Annotated in this window: 19 protein-coding genes, 1 tRNA gene and 1 rRNA gene; 13 read left to right on the top strand and 8 right to left on the bottom strand. The window is 51.7% G+C overall.

Features of this window, described 5'->3' with window-relative positions:
• Positions 1-42: 42 nt before the first annotated feature.
• The gene (gene ribE / locus PHI12_03240; GenBank protein ID MDD5509814.1) at positions 43-510 is read left to right on the top strand and encodes a 6,7-dimethyl-8-ribityllumazine synthase; all 468 of its coding nucleotides are present in this window, start codon (positions 43-45) and stop codon (positions 508-510) included.
• A 79-nt stretch (positions 511-589) separates the two neighbouring features.
• Here ribE and PHI12_03235 read toward each other — a convergent pair whose 3' ends face one another.
• The gene (locus tag PHI12_03235) at positions 590-844 is read right to left on the bottom strand and encodes a translation elongation factor-like protein (protein ID MDD5509813.1); all 255 of its coding nucleotides are present in this window, start codon (positions 842-844) and stop codon (positions 590-592) included.
• Between the two features lie 227 nt (positions 845-1071).
• On the opposite strand from PHI12_03235, the gene PHI12_03230 reads away from it, so the two are divergent.
• Together PHI12_03230 and PHI12_03225 are read left to right on the top strand one after the other, a co-directional pair.
• Positions 1072-2574 (top strand): 16S ribosomal RNA (locus PHI12_03230).
• 133 nt (positions 2575-2707) lie between these two features.
• Positions 2708-2784, top strand: a tRNA-Ile gene (locus PHI12_03225).
• A gap of 89 nt (positions 2785-2873) precedes the next feature.
• On the opposite strand, the gene PHI12_03220 is transcribed toward PHI12_03225, so the two are convergent.
• Together PHI12_03220 and PHI12_03215 are read right to left on the bottom strand one after the other, a co-directional pair.
• Positions 2874-3947 (bottom strand): NAD(P)/FAD-dependent oxidoreductase, encoded by a 1074-nt coding sequence (locus PHI12_03220; GenBank protein MDD5509812.1) that lies wholly within the window; start codon positions 3945-3947, stop codon positions 2874-2876.
• A 195-nt stretch (positions 3948-4142) separates the two neighbouring features.
• Positions 4143-4694 carry a transglutaminase domain-containing protein gene (locus tag PHI12_03215; GenBank protein MDD5509811.1) on the bottom strand — a complete coding sequence of 184 codons (552 nt, stop codon included), beginning with the start codon at positions 4692-4694 and terminating at the stop codon, positions 4143-4145.
• Positions 4695-5030: 336 nt separating this feature from the next.
• Between PHI12_03215 and PHI12_03210 the strand changes: the two genes are divergently transcribed.
• Both PHI12_03210 and PHI12_03205 read left to right on the top strand, forming a co-directional pair.
• Positions 5031-5534, top strand: coding sequence for a hypothetical protein (locus PHI12_03210; protein ID MDD5509810.1), 504 nt, complete (start codon positions 5031-5033; stop codon positions 5532-5534).
• Between the two features lie 58 nt (positions 5535-5592).
• Complete coding sequence (locus PHI12_03205; GenBank protein ID MDD5509809.1) at positions 5593-7089, top strand: NAD(P)/FAD-dependent oxidoreductase; 1497 nt, start codon at positions 5593-5595, stop codon at positions 7087-7089.
• A gap of 175 nt (positions 7090-7264) precedes the next feature.
• On the opposite strand, the gene PHI12_03200 is transcribed toward PHI12_03205, so the two are convergent.
• Both PHI12_03200 and PHI12_03195 read right to left on the bottom strand, forming a co-directional pair.
• Positions 7265-8452 carry a mandelate racemase/muconate lactonizing enzyme family protein gene (locus PHI12_03200; GenBank protein ID MDD5509808.1) on the bottom strand — a complete coding sequence of 396 codons (1188 nt, stop codon included), beginning with the start codon at positions 8450-8452 and terminating at the stop codon, positions 7265-7267.
• Positions 8453-8533: 81 nt separating this feature from the next.
• Positions 8534-8677 (bottom strand): hypothetical protein, encoded by a 144-nt coding sequence (locus tag PHI12_03195; protein ID MDD5509807.1) that lies wholly within the window; start codon positions 8675-8677, stop codon positions 8534-8536.
• 402 nt (positions 8678-9079) lie between these two features.
• On the opposite strand from PHI12_03195, the gene PHI12_03190 reads away from it, so the two are divergent.
• The 8 genes from PHI12_03190 to PHI12_03155 all read left to right on the top strand — a co-directional run bounded on the left by PHI12_03190 (position 9080) and on the right by PHI12_03155 (position 17916).
• A complete protein-coding gene (locus tag PHI12_03190) occupies positions 9080-9820 on the top strand; it encodes a Vms1/Ankzf1 family peptidyl-tRNA hydrolase (GenBank protein MDD5509806.1) in 741 nt (246 codons plus the stop codon).
• Between the two features lie 173 nt (positions 9821-9993).
• A complete protein-coding gene (locus PHI12_03185) occupies positions 9994-10413 on the top strand; it encodes a carboxypeptidase-like regulatory domain-containing protein (protein MDD5509805.1) in 420 nt (139 codons plus the stop codon).
• Positions 10414-10609: 196 nt separating this feature from the next.
• Positions 10610-11200, top strand: a complete 591-nt coding sequence (pyrR, locus tag PHI12_03180; protein ID MDD5509804.1) for a bifunctional pyr operon transcriptional regulator/uracil phosphoribosyltransferase PyrR — start codon at positions 10610-10612, stop codon at positions 11198-11200.
• The gene (pyrB, locus tag PHI12_03175; GenBank protein MDD5509803.1) at positions 11197-12627 is read left to right on the top strand and encodes an aspartate carbamoyltransferase; all 1431 of its coding nucleotides are present in this window, start codon (positions 11197-11199) and stop codon (positions 12625-12627) included. The genes pyrR and pyrB overlap by 4 nt, the downstream gene beginning before the upstream one ends.
• Positions 12621-13967: a dihydroorotase gene (locus tag PHI12_03170; protein ID MDD5509802.1), complete on the top strand. Its 1347-nt coding sequence runs from the start codon at positions 12621-12623 to the stop codon at positions 13965-13967. The genes pyrB and PHI12_03170 overlap by 7 nt, the downstream gene beginning before the upstream one ends.
• Positions 13964-14746, top strand: coding sequence for a dihydroorotate dehydrogenase electron transfer subunit (locus PHI12_03165; protein MDD5509801.1), 783 nt, complete (start codon positions 13964-13966; stop codon positions 14744-14746). The genes PHI12_03170 and PHI12_03165 overlap by 4 nt, the downstream gene beginning before the upstream one ends.
• A 205-nt stretch (positions 14747-14951) precedes the next feature.
• A complete protein-coding gene (locus PHI12_03160) occupies positions 14952-17540 on the top strand; it encodes a CHASE4 domain-containing protein (protein ID MDD5509800.1) in 2589 nt (862 codons plus the stop codon).
• Positions 17506-17916 carry a secondary thiamine-phosphate synthase enzyme YjbQ gene (locus PHI12_03155; protein ID MDD5509799.1) on the top strand — a complete coding sequence of 137 codons (411 nt, stop codon included), beginning with the start codon at positions 17506-17508 and terminating at the stop codon, positions 17914-17916. Before PHI12_03160 ends, PHI12_03155 begins: the two co-directional genes overlap by 35 nt.
• Positions 17917-17926: 10 nt before the next feature.
• Here PHI12_03155 and folE read toward each other — a convergent pair whose 3' ends face one another.
• Genes folE through PHI12_03140 form a run of 3 tightly spaced genes read right to left on the bottom strand, consistent with a single transcriptional unit; the run spans position 17927 to position 20909 of the window.
• Entirely contained in the window at positions 17927-18505 is a 579-nt protein-coding gene (gene folE / locus PHI12_03150; protein ID MDD5509798.1) for a GTP cyclohydrolase I FolE, read from the bottom strand.
• Between the two features lie 33 nt (positions 18506-18538).
• The gene (gene thrC / locus PHI12_03145; protein MDD5509797.1) at positions 18539-19591 is read right to left on the bottom strand and encodes a threonine synthase; all 1053 of its coding nucleotides are present in this window, start codon (positions 19589-19591) and stop codon (positions 18539-18541) included.
• A 10-nt stretch (positions 19592-19601) separates the two neighbouring features.
• Complete coding sequence (locus PHI12_03140) at positions 19602-20909, bottom strand: homoserine dehydrogenase (GenBank protein ID MDD5509796.1); 1308 nt, start codon at positions 20907-20909, stop codon at positions 19602-19604.
• Between the last annotated feature and the right edge of the window lie 11 nt (positions 20910-20920).

Raw genomic sequence — 20920 nt, 5'->3', positions numbered from 1 at the left:
ATTAGAAACGTGCTTAAAATAATCTCTTAAAAGGAGGAGGTAATGAGCAAGCAATTCGAGGGGGTGCTGCTGGGGGAGAAGCTCAGATTTGGTCTGGTTATCTCCCGGTTTAACGATTTTATCACCAGAAAGCTGCTGGATGGAGCAAAGGATGCCCTGATTCGCCATGGTGTCGCCGAGACGGATATTGATGTTGCCTGGGTACCGGGCTCTTTTGAAATTCCGCTGGCAGCTAAGAAGCTGGCCCAGTCAAAACAATACGATGCCGTTATCTGTCTCGGTGCCGTTATTCGCGGAGGCACGCCTCACTTCGATTATATTGCCGCCGAGGTAAGCAAGGGCGTGGCCAAGGTCGGCCTGGATACAGGGCTGCCGGTTATCTTCGGCGTGGTTACAGCTGATACCATCGAGCAGGCTATCGAGCGCGCCGGCACCAAGATGGGGAATAAAGGGGCGGAAGCAGCGGAACACGCCATCGAGATGGCCAACCTGCTCAAAAACCTTGGCTAGCTGCCCGGAGCAGGGCATATTATGTTAATTACTGGCGGCTGACGCGCCGGGTCCGGTTACCGGAGATAATGGGATACCTCTAGTCGGTAATCTTGTATGCTATGTCTCCTCTTCTGACCCGGTCGCTAACCTTAATCCCGATATTGTCTCCTGCCTTAGCTTGGTCGACGTTCACATTGTCAACCTGCATTGAACCGACAGCAAACTCCAGGTCAGTGGTATGCCCCTTGATATGCACTCTGTCCCCCACCTTCAGGGGTGCATTTAGCTCAATCCCCGCCACTACCGGGCGGGCGAAGAACTCGGTCACCTTCCCGATTACTATCTCAGGCATTGGGCACCTCCTTAAATATTGGCTCCTTCCCTAATTTTACGTTTAATATACATCACTTCATTTTGATAAATCAATCCTTCCGTTAAAGAAACGGGCAATTGTTACCGGTGATGCGGCCCGGCAGGTTTTGTTTGACAAAATATTGGGACTATGGTAGCATTTTAAGCGTCAGTATAGCACCTTAACAACTGGATAGCGGAAGGAAGGTTCAAACTATGTCAATTTTTTATTCGGAGAGTTTGATCCCGGCTCAGGATTAACGCTGGCGGCGTGCCTTATGCATGCAAGTCGAACGGTCTTGATTTATCAAGATAGTGGCAAACGGGTGAGTAACGCGTAAGTAACCTACCCTCAAGTAAGGGATAGCTCTGAGAAATTAGAGGTAATACCTTATGTGGCGGTGCCGGTAATGCGGCATCATTAAAGCCTTCGGGCGCTTGAGGAGGGGCTTGCGTCCGATTAGCTAGTTGGTGGGGTAATGGCTCACCAAGGCAATGATCGGTAGCTGGTCTGAGAGGACGAGCAGCCACACTGGGACTGAGATACGGCCCAGACTCCTACGGGAGGCAGCAGCAAGGAATTTTGTGCAATGGGCGAAAGCCTGACACAGCGACGCCGCGTGGGGGAAGAATGCCTTCGGGTTGTAAACCCCTTTTCTCAGGGACGAATAATGACGGTACCTGAGGAATAAGTCTCGGCTAACTACGTGCCAGCAGCCGCGGTAATACGTAGGAGGCAAGCGTTATTCGGATTTACTGGGCGTAAAGAGGGCGCAGGCGGTTTTTCAAGTTGGGTGTAAAATCTCCCCGCTTAACGGGGAGGGATCGCCCGATACTGTTGAGCTAGAGGGCAGCAAAGGGAGGTGGAATTCCCGGTGTAGTGGTGAAATACGTAGATATCGGGAGGAACACCAGTGGCGAAGGCGGCCTCCTAGGCTGTTTCTGACGCTGAGGCCCGAAAGCGTGGGGAGCGAACAGGATTAGATACCCTGGTAGTCCACGCCGTAAACGATGGACACTAGGTATGGGGAGTATCGACCCTCTCTGTGCCGTAGTTAACGCATTAAGTGTCCCGCCTGGGGAGTACGGTCGCAAGGCTAAAACTCAAAGGAATTGACGGGGGCCCGCACAAGCAGCGGAGCGTGTGGTTTAATTCGATGCAACACGAAGAACCTTACCAAGGCTTGACATGACGGAAGTAGTGACCCGAAAGGTGAGCCACCTGTTAAGTCAGGAGCCGTCACAGGTGCTGCATGGCTGTCGTCAGCTCGTGCCGTGAGGTGTTAGGTTAAGTCCTGCAACGAGCGCAACCCCTGTTGTCAGTTGATTTCTCTGGCAAGACTGCCTCGAAAACGGGGAGGAAGGTGGGGATGACGTCAAGTCAGCATGGCCCTTACGCCTTGGGCTACACACACGCTACAATGGGTGGTACAAAAGGTGGCAATAGAGTGATCTGGAGCTAATCCCAAAAGCCACCCTCAGTCCGGATTGCAGGCTGAAACTCGCCTGCATGAAGTTGGAGTTGCTAGTAACTGCAGGTCAGCATACTGCGGTGAATACGTTCTCGGGCCTTGTACACACCGCCCGTCACGTCATGAAAGTTGGCAACACCTGAAGTCGGTAAGCTAACCCTGGTTTCCAGGGAGGCAGTCGCCGAGGGTGGGGCTAGCGATTGGGACGAAGTCGTAACAAGGTAGCCGTAGCGGAAGCTGCGGCTGGATCACCTCCTTTCTAGGGAGAAAACAGGCGCTAAGTCTGTTATCTTCTAGGTCGATCTCTGATTAGTCAGAGTAGGTCGCTTTCCTTCCGCTATCCAGAGGTTAAGGTTTCTTTTTCAAAGCAGGATATGAACCGAGAATGGCCCGGGCCATTAGCTCAGCAGGCTAGAGCGCAGTCCTGATAAGACTGAGGTCCCTGGTTCGATCCCAGGATGGCCCACCATACTGTACAATAGACAGAACTCCTGTCTTCTCATCCGGGATGCCACTGGGCTCGTAATCATTGGCTGCGTAGCTGTGGTGAGTCTTGCTTCACCAACCGTAGTCTTCGGTAATGATTCCAGCCCGGTAAATCGTCCTTAACTTGTGAAGCTTCATTAATAAAGAAGGGTACTTGGCGATTTTTATTAACTGGGGGTGGGGCTTCACTCCATACTCGAACCCGGCCAGGAACTTCCCGATGTTGGCCAGGTCTTGACTACTGAAACTCATCAGGGTCTGCCTGGGCTTCAGCAGTACGGGATTGGCCATCGGGTGATTCTTAACCTCAGCTTCATACGCTGCCAGGTTATCGATGTTTCTGACCAATATCTGGCTGGCGCAGATGATGGGAGTCAGTCCGCCCAGCGAGGTAGGATTAGGCATAGACGCCGCATCGCCGATTAAGGCGATGTTTTGCCGGACCAATTTCCCGATTCCCGAACCGGGAATAAATCCGGATTCCTTTTTGACTACAGTCTGCTTATCCAAACCCCGGTACCTCAGGAAGGAGTCGAGCGTGTCAAAGTCTCCTTCTACCCCCACATTAGCCACGCCAACCTTGGGGAATATCCAGGGATAACCGTAGCCGAATCTCTTATCAAAGTGAAATTCGATGTAATCCATGCCTGAGGTATCAAGCGCCAGCTGGTATTGTGATGCTGCAACCAGTTTGTGCTTCACACCCAGATGCCTGGCGACGAGGGAGTCAGGACCATCAGCTCCGATCAGAACACGGTAAGCAATATATTCTCCGTTCCCTAAACTGAGACCGTGCTCATCTATATCTATGACTTCCGAGTCCAGCTTAATCTCGCCGCCTTTCAGCCTGATGTCTTCCGCCATTCCCCTGAGCCAATCAGTTCTATGCAGGACGGCACACTCTTTAGGTACGAAGCTTACGTAATCGCCGGGAAAGACCAGTTTGGCGCCTTGCAGCACTCTTGATATATAGGGTTCAGATCTAAATGGTATCTGCTGCAGCGACTGGAGGCTGCAGCCTTCCGAACAGGCTTTCGACTTTACCTCGACGCCCTTCTCCAGGACCAGCGGCCTTATGCCACGCTGGAGAAGATTTAAGGCGGTAATCAGTCCGGCGGGGCCGGCACCGACAATTACTACTTTCATACTTGTACCTAATCCAGTAATTCCTTATAGTTGGGCGGCTCTTTCTTAGTAAGAATACAATGGTTTCAGGAGCAGTTCAACTCGCCGGAGAGTATCCGATACCGGACATCATTTCGTTTTATTTGATACTCAATTGAGGCATACCAGGAGGACTTTTGTACAAAGCAAGTGTGACAAAACAGCCTGTAGCAGCGTTTAGCGGGGAGCTCTTTGTCTTCTATAGTATGCCAGCTTAAGATTACTGATATATCTAGCCGGTATAAGCAGAGGATGATTGAAACATTTCCTATAATAATCCGGTATCTTGTTCCATCTACCGATATATTTAGGATCTATTAAGTGTGTTCCCGGAGATGTATCGCCAAGCAAGTGAACGAGTCCGCTATCAGGTGTGGGATCCAAGGTGAGCCAATCCTTACCTATTCTGGCTTCTACCCAAAAATGACTGTTTAGGGTAGGTACTCTAGTTAGCGGCACCAAATTAGGTAGGGGTCTTCCTTCCATGTATTGTGCGGATATGCCGTGCAGCTCCAGTAATTCCCCGAGCAGCTCTGACTTGGCTCCGGAAGCCCCGGACATTTCAAATAATGTTTGCCCCGGTACGCCCCAATATGAAAAGCGATACAATACGTTATCTTTAACCCATTCATAATCGACGACAGCCTGCTTTGCCTGGTCGTCGTAATTATTGTATTCACCGATATAAAGCTCTTTAGCGAGAGATGACAAGGAATCAGGATATATCATTTGCCCTCTTCGTGTATAGATATGGTAATTTTCATAGTGCTGCAACCCTTCGAAATGAAAAATATTCGGCTTAATCCCGGCTGCATTCAGTCTATACTATATTAATCCATTCCATTTTATTACGGTTTCAGCCATACATACAAATCGCTAGATTGTTACCCTTAACGAACAAGATGTCTGCTTGCTCACGATATGGCTTAGCTTTAAGATTTGATGCATTTATCGTGTTATGAAATAATAATTCTACTAATAGCTGGCAGCATTTTGAGTAGCACAATACTTGCGGACCGGAGACCAGGAAATCCGCGACAAGCGATGGAACTAATGGAGGGAACCTTGATGGTAGGAAGCTCCGCAGCTATGAAGATAGAGTATTTTCACGCTTCACACTATGGAAATGGAGCCATGGTCGCTGAAGAATTTGAGAAGCAGATGGAAGCCAGGGGAGTCAAGGTCGGCGTCCATCACGTGCGGGATGTGAAACCGAATGAGATCCCACCAGCCGACCTATATTTGTTCAGCTCACCCGGTCGCATGGGTAGGCCCATCGGCGACATGCGGAGTTTCTTGAAAAAGGCTGCCTTGCCGCCAGGCGCCAAATATGCGATCCTTACCACCGAGCCCGCGCCTAAGCCAGACAAAAAGACGGGAAGGATACCTCCCGATGAGGAACAGTGCAGGTGGCAACGCGTGATTCCCATCATGAATAAGATGCTGCAGGAAAAGGGTCTGGTCAAGGTCACCGAGGGCAAGATTTATGTTACCGATATCAAGGGGCCACTGGAAGAGGGCTGGCAAAAGAAAGTGGCAGACTTTGCATCCCGGATCACACTACCCTAAACCCCTGGCAGAGCAGGATTATTACGGTCGCCAAAACAAGACTCTGGAAGGAAGATCAATGGCCAAGTCAATAATCATAATCGGATCTGGTATGGGTGGTATGGCTGCCGGGATCTATGGTCAGATTAACGGCTACGACACCCAGATTTTTGAGATGCACACCAAACCGGGAGGGCAATGTACCTCATGGAGACGCAAGGGCTACACCTTCGACGCCTGCATGCACCATTTCTTCGGCTGCAAGCCGGACTCGAGTGCGTATCGGCTGTGGCACGAACTTGGCGCGATGCCTCGAGAACTGGTAACTGTCGAAGCTTGTACGGCCGTCGTCTCGCCGGACGGAAAAATGTTCATAGATTATTACGATCTTGAGAGGCTGGAAGAGACTCTACTCAAGTTGTCTCCGGCAGACTCAAAGGCAATTAAGCAATATGTGGGTGCTATCGAGGCATTTTCCAAGAGTAAAATCGGCGATACTATGCTTGGGGGTTCAATCCGGGCAATGATGCTAAGATTTCCTGCAATGCTTTCCGTACGAAAATGGATGAAGATGGACATGCGCCGTTTTGCGGAACGGTTCTCCGACCTCTTTCTCAAAAAAGCATTTGCCCTCCTCGTCTATGCAAACCCGGATGCCCCCTTTATTTTTCACCTTCTAAGGCATGCCGGAGGATTAAACGGTGACATTAAATGGCCGGTGGGTGGAGCCGCTGAATTTGCGAAATCTATCGAGAGGCGTTACCTGGCTTTGGGAGGAACGTTACACTACAGCAGTCAGGTCGAGAAGATTCTGGTTGAGAACGACAAAGCGGTAGGGATCAAGCTTGCTGACGGGAGCGATTATAGGGCGGACATTGTTATCTCGAACGCCGACGGGCGTAAGACGATTCTCAATATGCTGGATGGCAAGTACATAAACGATACCGTGCGTGACTACTGCACACCATTGGCCGATGAAACTCCCTTTGCTATTGACGTTTTTCTGGGGGTTAATCGTGACTTAACCGCCGAGCCTTCGTCCCTGGTATTGTTGCTCGAACAGCCGGTGACTATAGCCAACCACAAATACGAGAGCATTGAGGCGCAGCTATACGGTTTCGACAAAAGCATGGCCCCGACCGGTAAGGGCACCATAAAGGTTGAGCTTCCGGCCAGCTACACCTACTGGAAACAGTTCTACAATGGTAACAGAGACGAATATAGAGAGCAGAAGCGGCAGGTCGCTGAACAGGTAATCGACATCCTGGATAATCACTTCCCGGGGCTGAGGAACCAAGTAGAGGTTATCGACGTCTCGACTCTGATGACGTGGGAGCACTATATGGGAGGAACCCAGGGGTGGTTCAATTTCCCGAATAGGAAGTTTGAATTCAGCATGAAGGCAGAGCTTTCGGATAAGAAATTCAAGACAACACTACCGGGGCTATCCAATTTCTACTTTGTTGGAGTGTGGGCCACCATGATGGGTTCCCTCTTCGATAATGCCAACTCAGGAAAGACAACCATTCGGCGCATCTGTAAGAACGAAGGGAAGAAGTTCGTTATTTCGGAATAATCATCGTTATGTTTCTCTAAATCCAACTTTTTGAGTCAAAGTTCACTAACGCAGACTATCACAAAAAATGGAGCACAATCTGCGTTAGCGAACATAACTTAGACATGACGATTGCTTGAAATTGATAATGATTAGCCGCCGCTGTTTTGCATTATCTTGAAAAGCAGCGTCACATCTATTTCACCAACACACAAGGAGACCTGGAGATAACCTCCTCGTTTAGCTCAAGACCCAGCCCTGGTAGATCCGGAGTAGTGTACCGGCCATTCACCGGCTGGTAATCCTGGAGGCAGTATTCCCGGTTTGCCCTTTTCAGAGCGAAGGTATGATGCTCGTGAATCTGGAAGTTCGGTATGACCGCTTCCAGTTGCAGGGCTGCCGCGGTCGTAATGGGACTGCCACAGGTGTGAATCTGGACGGTAATGTCATAGGTATGGGCATAATCACAGATTTTCTTACCCTCGGTGATGCCACCCACCAGGCAAAGGTCCGGCTGAATCATATCCAGTATCTGCTTCTCGAAATACTGGCGGTATCCCCAGCGGGTGTAAATTCGCTCACCGGCAGCCATCGGTATCTTAACGTTATGGGCAACCTTGGCCTGTAGATCGACATTGCAGTAGTTTACAGCTTCTTCATAGCACATGCAGTGGAATTCCTCCCAGACTCTGCCCATCTGAATGGCACTGGTAACGTTAGGAAGTCCGTGTAATTCCAAAATGATATCGACATCTTCACCAACGGCTTCACGAACCGCCTTGATTCTCCGGTAGAGCATACGGATGGTATCATTGGTCAAGATTTTGTTCAGGTTGAACACAGGCCGGCCGTTCTCATCAGCCATAACAGGGTCGATTTTAACGCAATCATAACCTTCGGCTACAGCAATTCTGGCCGCTTCGGCATACTCCTCAGGTTGAGAGAGCAGCATAACCTTTTCGTAGTCCCAGCCGAATTGGATCTGACTGGCATAAGCCCGCAGGCTTTCGTTAGTCTTGCCTCCGAGCAGCTGATAAATAGGTTGATTCATGGCCTTGCCCCTGATATCCCAGCAGGCGATATCGATAGCACTCATACCGCCATAAACCACAGGGCCGCCACCCTGAGCCCAGAAGGTTTTGCGGAACATATCTTCCCATATCTTTTCCGTTCTCATAGGGTCAGCGCCGATAAGGAAACTCTCGGCAAGATTCTTTACATATCCTGCACCACCCGAATGACCGGTGCCAAAAGCCAGGCCGACTTCCCCCAGGCCACTGATGCCCTCATCGGTATTAATACGGATGATGACAGGATGCCAGGTAGGCCAGGTGGGCTTCAAACTGCTTTTGGTATCCCAAATTTCCACGCTGGTAATTTTCAAGATTGTTTACTCCTCTATACATTATTTAAGTGAACGTCGCAGGATAGCTAACCCGTGGATCCTAACTTTCAGCTTAGCTTTTTACTTCTTACCCATAAACCAGAGTATGAAACAGACTACGAGCAGTATGCCCCCTCCTCCTACAACATTCATGCTATGAGCAAATCCGCCTGCAGCAATCAAGATAGCACCTATAAGACCAAGGATAGTAGCTATTTTCCCCACGGTTCACCTCCCTTTGTTATTTTGCTATCATAGTATTACCTTTTAGTCGGATTTTCAAGATACATTAAGAGGGTGAGATAAATATTGCCAAGCACGACACAGAGAAAACTCTTTAATCAAATCACGATACAATTCATCTTCTTGTTTAGGGAATATGAAAAGTGCCCGCCTTATTTAATACTTAGGCAAACATTCATCATCCTAATAGCTTTGCTCATAAAACTTCGGGAGATAATCGCTTTGACTGGATGAGCCCTAATAATTCCGCCCGCCGTAGTTTCCACCGTATAACCCTTGCATTCAGATGGCGACACTATGAAAAACGCTACATGGTAAAATTGTAGTTATCCACAAGTAGCCAGACTTATGCTCGTGTCGGGGAACCAATAGTCAGGAGGAAGAATGGCATCTATCAGACGGTACAATTTAACTAAGGTAAAATTATTGCATTTACTGGAGGAATTAAAGACCAACTCCATAGAGGTCGGTTCTTTATACATTCGGCCAAAGTCTTTAAAAGCAAGTATAGAAGGTATGATGGAAACGATACTGGATATGAAGACAATACCTGAAGACCTATCTAACTTAATTGCGGAGTCCCGGACGGGGGGAATACTTTTTTGGGGGCCACATCACCGGTATCTGGTCATGCCCCCATTCCCTGTGGCTGAAGAAAGTGTTTCCAAAACCTGTCAAATTAAACCTCTTTATTTACTTATGCATCATGAATTTCTTCTAGGTATGGTAATTGTAAGGCTCGGGGCATATGGTATTGGCGTTTTTCAGGGTGAGAACTTGCTTTCCAGCAAGGTTGGCACAGGCCTGGTACATTCCCGCCACCGTCAGGGGGGCTCTTCGTCCCAACGATTTGCGCGACATCGCGAGAAGCAGATGGAAACATTTTTTACGCGGGTCTGCCAGCATACCAGGGGACAGTTAGATCCCTATGCCAGACTATTGGATTATGTTCTTTATGGAGGTACTAGGAAAACCATACTGGATTTCCGGAAGCAATGTCACTTTCTCCGAGAGTTTGATACAAAGACCTTAGATCGGTCGCTTAACATTAGAGAACCTAAGCAATCAGGGCTTGCGGAAGGGATCCAGGAAGCTTGGTCAAGCCGAGTAATCCAATGGACGTAGAAATAGCTCGCCTGCCTGAGTAGTGCAGCGGGTTTAACTCAAGCGGTCACCTTTCATCGTTTTGTGCAATCGGAATATTTGGGGGTATCGCTCCGTTTGATATAGTATTTCAAAAGCAGGACGAAATAAGAGAATTACAGGTAATAGCGGTTTTCTGAAACGTGGAGGTTGTTATGAAGAAACGGCGTAAGATGCTCACTATTGTGTGCTTAATGGCGGTTAGCCTTCTAGCTGTATCCTGCCAGCAGGAGTTGAGACCGGAGACAGTTCTTTTACAGGGAGCAGTAACTATCGGACCGATTAGTCCGGTAGAAAAGCCGGGCGAATGTTCTCCGGTGTCCCCGGACGTCTTTGCCGCCCGGAAGCTATTGATCTACGACGAGTCTGGTAAGCATCTAGTGCGGGAGGTCTACTTTACACAGATAGGCAATGGAGCCACCGGCTACTATACCGCCCAACTAGCGCCCGGTACTTATACCATAGATATAAACCACATAGGCATGGATACTGCCGATAATCTGCCAGATAAGATAACAGTAGCCGCTGATGAGACGATTACCATCGATGTCCATATCGATACCGGCATCCGGTAATGGACTGAGTGCCTGATCTGATCCCAGGTAGTTTATGTTACCTAGCTACAGAATCTTGCAATAGCATCATCAACTATGCTATAATATTGTTCTAAATGACGAACCTTTAAGCTGGTCCGGTGAGGCTGGCAAGGGGAAAAAGAAGATAACGCAAGCTGGATAACCCTCTTGCCGCTCAGGGCAGGGGGTTATTTTTATGTCCCGGAAAATCCTAATGACCGCAGAGGACATCAAGCGCACCCTGGTACGTATCGCCCACGAAATCATCGAGCGAAACATGACCCTCGAAGACCTGGTACTGGTCGGCATCCGCACCCGCGGCGTTCCTATAGCGCAAAGACTAGCCTCCCTGATAGCAAAATTCAGCGGGCTAAAACCGCCTGTTTCCGCCCTGGATATTGACCCCTACCGGGATGACATCTTACCCACGGAAATAAAACCGCTTGCACAACGTGTTGACACCGTAGTCAGTATCGACGGCAAGTCCATAGTGCTGGTTGACGATGTCCTCTATACCGGACGCAGCGTCCGGGCCGCTATGGACGCCCTGATCGACCTGGGACGCCCCCGGCAGGTCCAGCTGGCGACTCTGATTGACCGCGGCCACCGTGAAATGCCGATACGGGCTGACTATACCGGAAAAAACATCCCGAGCTCCAGAGATGAAGAGGTGAAGGTCCGGCTTGAGGAGACTGACGGAGCGGATGAAGTAACCATCACCAGCCCGACCGCGGACAGACCTGTCGGAATAAAAAATGGTATACTGCTGCAAAAGGAGTTGCGATGAACTTTACCGGTAGAAGCCTGGTAACCATCGATGACCTGTCCAACGGAGAAATAGCAGCCGTTTTTGACTTGGCCGACGAAATGTCGCAATCGATGAAGGAGCAGCTCGACGTATGCCGCGGCAAGGTCATGGCCAGCCTCTTCTTTGAGCCCAGCACCAGAACCAGGCTATCCTTTGAGTCGGCAATGCACCGGCTCGGGGGCAGCGTCATCAGTGCGGTCGATACCAAGGCAACCTCGCTGGCAAAAGGTGAGAGTATCGCCGATATGGCACGGGTGGTCGGGAGCTACGCCGACATAATCGTCATCCGCCACCCCTGGGAAGGGTCCGCCAGGGTAGTTGCCGACTATGCCGGTGTGCCGGTGATAAACGCCGGTGACGGAGGTCACCAGCACCCCACTCAGACCCTGTTAGACCTTTACACCATCAAGAAAGAAAGAAAAATTATCAAGGGCCTGAAGATTGCGCTATGGGGAGACCTGAAATACGGACGGACGGTACACTCCCTTATTTTTGCTCTGGCCAAGCTCGGGGCAAATATCGTGTTCTGCCCTACCCCGGGGTTTGAGGTACCCAGGCACGTGATACAAAAACTAATCGCGGAATACGGCGGAGAACTGGAAAGGCTTGCGGACTCCGAGCAGTCGGACAAGGAAAAGACCTCCCCCCTGGATGCGATATATATCACACCGGGCAGCCCGCACCAGCTGGCAATGATGCCCAACATCAGCATTCAGGTAGAGCTAAAAAGGGGAGTCGATGCCCTCTACGTTACGCGACCGCAGAAGGAAAGGTTTGCCTCCAGCGAAGAAGGAGAGGGATTGAAGGCGAGATACCCGGTGGTGGATAAGAAGCTGCTCAAAGAGAAGGAGTTTGAGAAAACCCTTATCATGCACCCGCTGCCCCGTGTCGACGAGCTGGCCTACGAGCTAGACGCCGACCCACGGAGTATGTACTTCAAGCAAGCAGCCCGAGGGGTACCGGTCAGGATGGCATTAATAGCCCTCCTGCTGGGGGTTAAGGAGATCGCCCTTCCCGACAAGGACGGCTCCCCTGCCGGGATTGACTACCCTGCATACCGGCAGGACCTAGGGCTAAAGTGTCCCAATCCAAGGTGCGTCTCGGTACAGGAAAGCGAAACAAAATACATCAAACCGGCATTCAAGATAGTCAACACTAAGCCGCTGACACTAAGATGCACCTACTGTGAACACGGCTTCGAGCCCAAGTATGTCGCCAGTTCCCACTGGCACGAGGGGGCACCGGAGTACAAGAAATACCACAGTGCGGAAAGCCACTGGGCCAGAACAATCAGACCGGAGAACCTGATAGTCTTTAATTCAGCAGATGAAGCCGAGGCCCGTGGTTTTAAGCCCAGTCACTATGCTACCGTATCCCATAAAAGCAGCGACGGTCAAAAATGGTGAAGCCGCTGCTTATTCGGGGAGGACGTATCATCGACCCCGGACGGGGGACAGATAAGATCGGGGATTTGCTCATCCTCGAGAGCAAGATCGCCCGGCCGGTCAGAGAAGAGCCGGCCTTGCCCCAATATGACGTCATCAACGCCTGCGGGATGGTCGTCTGCCCCGGGTTTATCGACCTGCACTGCCACCTCCGACAGCCGGGTTTCGAGGAGAAAGAGACCATCGCCAGCGGCAGCCGGGCAGCGGCGCGGGGCGGTTTTACCACCATCTGCTGTATGCCCAACACCAATCCCCCGCTGGATAACAAAGAAGCAATAGATTATGTCAATCTAGTAGCATCATCGGAGGGCATTGTGCGGGTGCTGCCGATAGGGTGCGTCTCCAAAGAGAGGATGGGGGAGGCACTGGTCGATATGGAGGAGATGGCCAAAGCCGGGGTGGTGGGATTCAGTGACGACGGCAGCCCGGTGGCAACCTCCCGCCTGATGCGTCAGGCACTGGAGTTCAGCTTAAGCTCGGGACTGCCCATTATCGACCACTGCGAGGATACCACCCTCAGCAGGGATGGTCTGATGAATGAGGGCGATATCTCCGCCAGGCTGGGGCTGCCGGGAATACCGGCCGCCGCCGAGGAGATTATGGTCACCCGCGACCTGATACTGGCCCGACTTACCGGGGGCCGGCTGCATATCGCCCACGTCTCCAGCGAAGGTTCCGTTGAGCTCATTCGCCGCGCCAAAGAGAGGGGGATAAGGGTTACCGCAGAGGTTACACCGCACCACCTGACCCTAACCGAAGAGAAGGTCATAGGCTACGATACCAATGCCAAGGTAAACCCGCCCCTAAGGACCAAGCAGGACACCAGGGCCCTATTAGAGGGACTTAAGGATAACGTAATTGACATCATCGCCACCGACCACGCTCCTCATACCGAGGCCGACAAACTCGGTGAATTCGCCCTGGCTCCCTTCGGCATCAGCGGCCTGGAGACTGCCTTGGGCAGCCTGCTGGGCCTGGTGCACGGCGGAGAATTATCCCTGACCACTCTTATCGCAAGACTTACCCAAGAGCCGGCCCGGATTATCGGCGATAGGTACGGCATACTGGGCACCCTGGATATCGGGGCCCCCGCCGATGTGACCATCTTCGACCCGGACATGGAGTGGGTGGTTGACACCGACACCTTTGCATCAAAGGGCAGGAACACTCCCCTCAAAGGGGCACGGTTGAAGGGAAAGGTATTGGCAACCATCGCGCAGGGCAAACTGGTCTATCAGGACGGTTCGATTAAGTTTGGAAGGGCGGGATCATCAACAGAGTTTAGAAAGGAACCGTTATGAAGCAGCCCCCGTCCACCATCATCTCCAGCAGAGAAGCAATGCCCGGGACTTATCTCCTCCGGCTCCGGTCTCCCTGTATAGCCTCCGGAGCTAAGCCGGGGCAGTTTGTGATGGTGCGCTGCGGTGAAGACAATGAGCTACTGCTGCGCCGCCCCCTCAGCATACATCGGATAGACGGCGATAGCCTGGCTCTTTTATTTAACACGGTAGGCAAAGGCACCCGCTGGTTATCTCAACGTCAAAAGGATGAGGCTATAGACCTGCTCGGCCCGCTGGGCAACGGTTTCACCATCCACGCTGAGTCCAGAGAAATCCTGCTGGTAGCAGGCGGTATGGGCATCGTGCCGCTGGTATATCTTGCCGATATAGCACTTCGACAGGAGAAAAGGGTAACCCTGCTCGCCGGAGCCAGGTCTGCCGCCCAGTTTCTCCCCGAGGAATTCCTGCCCCAGGGAGTTACCCTTATCACCGCTACCGAAGACGGTACACAGGGTTATCAAGGATACGTCTCGGAACTGCTGCCGGACTACGCTGACAGCTCCGACCAGATCTTTGCCTGCGGGCCCACCGCAATGTACCGTGAACTGGCGCAGAGAAAGCGAGAGCTCGGCCTCGCAGGGAAGCCGGTACAGATCTCCTTGGAGATGAGGATGGGCTGCGGGCTTGGGGTCTGCTACGCCTGCACGGTGAGAACCAGAAGCGGACTGAAGCAGGTATGCCAGGACGGCCCCGTATTTGAGCTGGATGACATCATCTGGGACGGGCTAATTCCGGACTGACAGGGGCCGAAGAACTAAAAGACCCCGCACTGGCCCACCTTTGTCCCGGTTGAAGAACTAACGGGTGATTGCTTTTGAACGCACCATATGCGAACATATTTCAGATAAAGGTGACCTGACTAGACTGAGGTCCAGAGCCAATAGAATTCGGAATACCCGGACAGCACAGAATCTACTGAAACCACAATGGTAAAGGTCAATACAAATGACACTCCGTAAGAAGACGATAGTTCTCATTGCAGTTACATTCGGCTGTCTGATCGCTACTATATATGCAATCTCTCAAAACGTCCTGCTGCGGAGTTACGCTCGGTTGGAGCAGGAGGCAATCCATACCAATGTGGAGCGTCTCAAGAGTGCCCTGGACAAAGAAATATCTTCGATAGATGCCGTCAATCAGGACTGGGCAGCATGGGATGATACCTATGAGTTCATCGAGGATAATAACGATGCCTATATTGAGTCAAATCTAATCGACGGGACATTCGTAACACTAGAGCTTAATCTTATGGTGTTTATCAACTCCGCCAACCAGGTAATCCTTGCTAAGGCCTTCGATTTGGAAAACGAAGAGGAAGTACCTCTCCCGGAGAGTTTTCAAGAACATCTTTACCCTGACAGCCTCCTTCTGCATCATCCTGATACAGAGAGTAACGTAGAAGGGGTGCTTACCCTTTCCGAACTCCCTATGCTCATCAGTTCACGGCCCATACTGACCAGTGGAGATGAAGGGCCTATTCGTGGAACACTTATTATGGGACGCTACTTAGACACTTCCAAAATCGAGGAGCTAGCCGGGTTAACACGATTGTCCATCGATATCAATCTGTTTGACAATTCGCTATTGCCGACCGACCTCGAAGAAGTGAAGCCATCTTTACAGACAGGCACGCCGATCGTTATTGAACCCTTGGACGGTGAGCGTGCTGCTGGATACGCTTCTGTTGACGATATTTATGACAACCCAAGCCTCATCCTAAAGATAAACGTACCAAGGGATATTCACAGGGAGGGACAGAATACCATCAATTATTTTATGGTGGTACTTGCTATCGCAGGGGGGGTGCTTGCACTGGTAATCCTACTATTTTTGCACAGATCGGTCCTGTCCCGGTTACTACGTTTTGACCGAGAGATTGATCAAATCAGAGCAGCAAATGACCTGTTAGGTCACGTTTCTGTGACGGGTAGTGACGAATTATCACACCTGAAGAACAATTTCAATAAGACCCTGGAAGCACTGAGGGCGTCGGAGGAAAAGTACAGAGAGCTAGTGGAGACTGCTTCCGAGATTATATCCACAACGGATATGGAAGGGAACTTTGTCTTTACCAATCCGGCATTCAGAAAACACCTAGGCTTCTCACCTGAAGAGGTAAGTAAAATAAACGCATTCGAATTAGTCCACCCGGAAGATTTAGAACGTGTGAGAAAAGAATTTACCCAGTTAGAGTCAGGCAAAGGGATGAGAAACCTGGAATATAGATGTCGGGCTAAAGACGGCTCTTATGTTGACTTACTGAATAATGCCTCGCCATTATTTGATTCCCATGGGAATGTGTCTGCTGTCGTTACTGTTACCAGCAATATCACCGCGCAGAAAAAGGCTGAGGCAGAGAAGCGGGAGATGGAGAGGAAGGCCCAGGTAACCAGCCGCTTGGCATCGGTGGGCGAGATGGCCTCCGGCATCGCCCACGAGATAAACAATCCCCTAACCAGCGTGATCGGCTTCTCCGAGTTGCTGATGGAGAAGGACCTGCCCGAAGACTTAAGGGAAGACGTTGAGATTATCAATAACAGCGCCGAGAGGGTAGCCGACATCGTGAAGAGACTGCTTACCTTCGCCCGCCAGCGCAAGCCGGTACGGACCTGTACCGGAATCAACGAGATAATCGAAAGCACCCTAGCGCTGCGCAAGTACGCCCTGGAGACCTCCAACATCGAGGTGATTACCCTGCTCGATAACGAACTGCCCTGGACGGTGGCCGATGCCAGCCAGCTCCAGCAGGTATTCCTCAACATCATCGTCAACGCCGAGACGGAGATGAAGAAGGCCCACGGCAGGGGCAGGCTTACCATCAGGACAGAGCAGGCCGGCGACAGGATACGGATATCGTTTGCCGATGACGGGCTCGGCATAGCCGGGGAGAACCTGGAGAGGATATTCGATCCCTTCTTCACCACTAAGGAGGTGGGAGAAGGGACCGGCCTGGGCCTGAGCCTATCCCGGGGCATCGTCGCCGAGCATAACGGTGAGTTGTATGCCGAGAGCGAGGAGGGCAAGGGGGCTACCTTCTTCGTCGATCTGCCCATCGTAGCGGAGGAGGATGGGAAGATAGAAGAGACGGAGGCAGTCGAGGAGGCCGGGAAGGCCGTCGAGGGCCTGATACTGGTGGTGGATGACGAGCCGGCCATACTGGCGTTCCTGAAGAAGGTGCTCGGTGGCGAGGGTTATGATGTGGCGACGGCAGGCAGCGGCAGAGAGGCCCTCGAGATGATTAAGGAGCAGGGTTACGACCTTATCATCTGTGATATCAAAATGCCCGGCTTAAGCGGCACCGAACTGTATGATGAGCTGGGGAAGACAGCCCCTTCCCTGCAGAAGAGGGCCATCTTTACCACCGGAGACATGATCAGCTCCGATGCCAGAGAGTTCCTTAAAGCGACCGGAGCCACCTGTGTTCCCAAGCCCTTTGATACCGCCGGGCTGAAGAAAGAGATAAACCAGATATTGGACAACAGGAGTAGGGGATATGATAGTGACCAGGGAAATTACTCTCAATACCAGAGGTGAGTGTGATATTATCGATATCACACCCGACATAGAGCAGGAATTAGCCAGGGCCGGGGTAGCTAACGGCATTGTCACGATATTTATCGCCGGTTCAACGGCCGGCCTAACCACCATCGAGTTCGAATCCGGAGTACTGGCCGATCTGCAGGATATGTGGCAGCGAATTGTCCCTAAAGATATTGCCTACGCCCATGACCGTCGCTGGGGCGACGGCAACGGTTACTCACACGTCCGTGCTTCACTACAGGGGGCCTCGCTGACAGTACCTTTCAGCAATAAGAGACTAGTGGTGGGTACCTGGCAGCAGATAGTCCTGATCGATTTCGATAACCGGCCCCGCTCGAGACGGGTGATACTGCAGATCATGGGTGAGTGACCGGGCCTGCCTAATCGATAGGAGACTTACTTCGAATCAGCGAAAAAAACTCGGCCCTGGTCTTGGGGTCAGTACGGAATATACCCCGCAAACCCGAGGTGACCATATTGCTGCCCGGTTTCTTGATGCCACGCATAACCATACACATATGCTCTGCCTGGAGGACCACAGCCACTCCCTTGGCATTGATCCCATCGGCAATAGCATCGGCAATCTGAGAGGTCATCCTCTCCTGAAGCTGCAGGCGCTGGGCTACAATCTCGACTACTCTGGCCAGTTTACTGGCACCGACTACGCTTCCTTCGTTATTAGGGATATAGCCGATATGAGCCAGTCCGTAAAAGGGCAGCAGGTGATGCTCACACATAGAATAGAACGGGATGTCCTTGAGGATGATCATTTCACGGTGTCCCTCTCCGAAGCTTACCGAGAGCACTTCCCTGGGATCCACACCCATCCCCTTGAATAGCTCGGCATACATCTCAGCGACACGGCGGGGAGTACCCACCAAGCCCTCACGCTGCGGGTCCTCTCCGATAGCCTCAATAATGGAAGCTACCGCCGCCTGAATTTTATCCGAGTCAAACACTACCTTCCTCGTTAATTTCTCGACGCTATTTCTTTAGCCCCAACCCAAAGCCCGTTCCACAGCAGCCAAGTCAGCCGGCAGCTTAAGGAAGGGCTCTGCGCTTTTCAGTGCATTATCAGGGTCCTTAAGGCCGCTACCGGTCACCACACAGACCACCCTCTTCTGCGAAAAGTCCATCCCACAACGAGAGAGCTTGATTAGACCGGCCAGTGGAGCTGCCGAAGCCGGCTCACCAAATATACCCCCTTTAGCCGCCATAAGCCGGTAAGCCGCCAGGATTTCATCGTCGCTGACCATATCAATAGTTCCCCCGGACTCATCACGAGCCGCCACCGCCTTTTGCCAACTCGCCGGATTACCGATTCGTATCGCGGTAGCGACGGTCTGCGGCTCCTTAACAGGATATCCCCGGACAATAGGGGCAGCACCTTCAGCCTGAAAACCCATCATCCTGGGCTTAGCCTTCGCCTTACCCAACCCGAAGTATTCCATAAAACCTTTCCAGTAGGCGGTAATATTCCCGGCATTCCCCACCGGGATAAAGAGGTAGTCCGGCGCAGCCCCCAGGTTATCAACAATCTCGAAGGCAGCCGTTTTCTGGCCCTCGATACGGTTGGGATTAACCGAGTTCACCAGGGTAACCGGATGCCTGTCGGTCAGACTCCTTACGATAGTCAGGGCCTGGTCAAAATTTCCCTCAATAGCAACTATCTTGGCTCCGTAGACGACAGCCTGAGCCAGCTTACCCATCGTGATTTTACCCTCGGGTACCACAATAATAGCCTCAATCCCGAGATAGGCAGCATAGGCCGCCGCTGAGGCGCTGGTGTTACCGGTAGAGGCGCACATTACGGCCCGGCTGCCGGCCTCCATCGCCTTGGCCACCGCGACAACCATACCCCGGTCCTTAAAGGAACCGGTAGGCTGACACCCCTCCAGCTTAAAATAGAGTTCCCCACAGCCAGTCTCTCTCTCAAGAGACGGGCACCTGACCAGCGGGGTATCTCCCTCGCCTAACGAGAAAAGCGGCGTATCAGGGGTAACCGGTAGATAGTCTCTATATCTGGCTAGCACTCCGTTTTTCATTGCTACTCTATTATAAAGCCTCCACCCGAACTAAGTTGCTTACTTCCTTTACCCCGGATAGCTGGCCTAATTCTCCCAGCGCCGACTGCATCGATTTTTCCAGGGCAGGATAGGTAATGATAACAATTTCAGCGGTCTGAGCCACCCGGTCAGCCAGCTTCTGGATGGCAGAGGAAATACTGATCTGACGGTCACCCAGGGCCTTGGCAATCTGAGCCAGGATACCAGGCCGATCGGCAATGTTGAGACGGAGATAGTAGCTGGTTTCAATGCCAGACATGGGTTTGATCACCTTGCCGGGCCCCAACTCCCACCTGACTCCGCCGCTAATACCACGCAGGACATCCTGCGCCGCCGAGACAACATCAGCTATTACAGCGCTGGAGGTAGGCAGTGGACCCGCGCCTTGACCGAAGAAGAGGACTTTATCAACCAGATCCCCCTCAACCAGAACGGCATTATAGACACCATTGACCTTAGCCAGAAGAGAGTCTTCCGGTATAAAGACCGGATGCACCCGGACCTCAACCACTCCATCACTCTCTTTAGCAATGGCCAGCAGCTTGATAGCGAAACCAAGCTCCCGGGCATACTGGAAATCACGGCTGGATAATCGTGAAATCCCTTCGTGATAGATATCCTCCGGTCTGACCTCGGTGTGGAACGCCAGCGAGGTCAGAATAGCCAGTTTATAGGCAGCGTCTATCCCCTCTATATCATTCTCCGGATTAGCTTCGGCATAACCCAAATCCTGAGCCCTGGCCAGAACCGAAGAAAAGTCCGCGCCCTCTCCAGCCATTCGAGTCAGAATATAGTTGGTCGTCCCGTTGATAATCGCATAGATACCTTCTATCCGGTTAGCCACCAGATCATACCGGAAACGGGAAATCAGGGGGATACCCCCACCAACACTAGCTTCATAACGCAGCACCACCCCATTCTGGTCTGCCAGTTTCAGAAGCTCAGCCCCATGCTTGGCAATAACTTCTTTGTTGGAGGTAACAACATGCTTACCATCACCAAGCGCCCGGGTCAAATATTCCAGGGCCGGATGCTCACCCCCGATGGCTTCGACAACTATATCTATCCCGGGTGAGGTAAAAAACTCTTCATCATCGGTGGTAAAGAGATGAGCCCCCATCTCCTTTACCTGCGGCCGGCTCAAGTCATCAGGCAGAACCTTTACCTTTCGTAAGACAAGCGGGCAACCGACCCGACCGGCCAGGATTTCTGACTTGTCACGCAGAACACGGGCAACCTGTCCGGCAATCACCCCCAGCCCCAGTATACCAACCCCGACGCAATCCCTTTCCATCATCTCGATACCCC

This window comes from Dehalococcoidales bacterium (assembly GCA_028716225.1).
Taxonomy (GTDB): domain Bacteria; phylum Chloroflexota; class Dehalococcoidia; order Dehalococcoidales; family UBA5760; genus UBA5760.
This window is presented reverse-complemented; position numbering and strand designations above follow the sequence as displayed.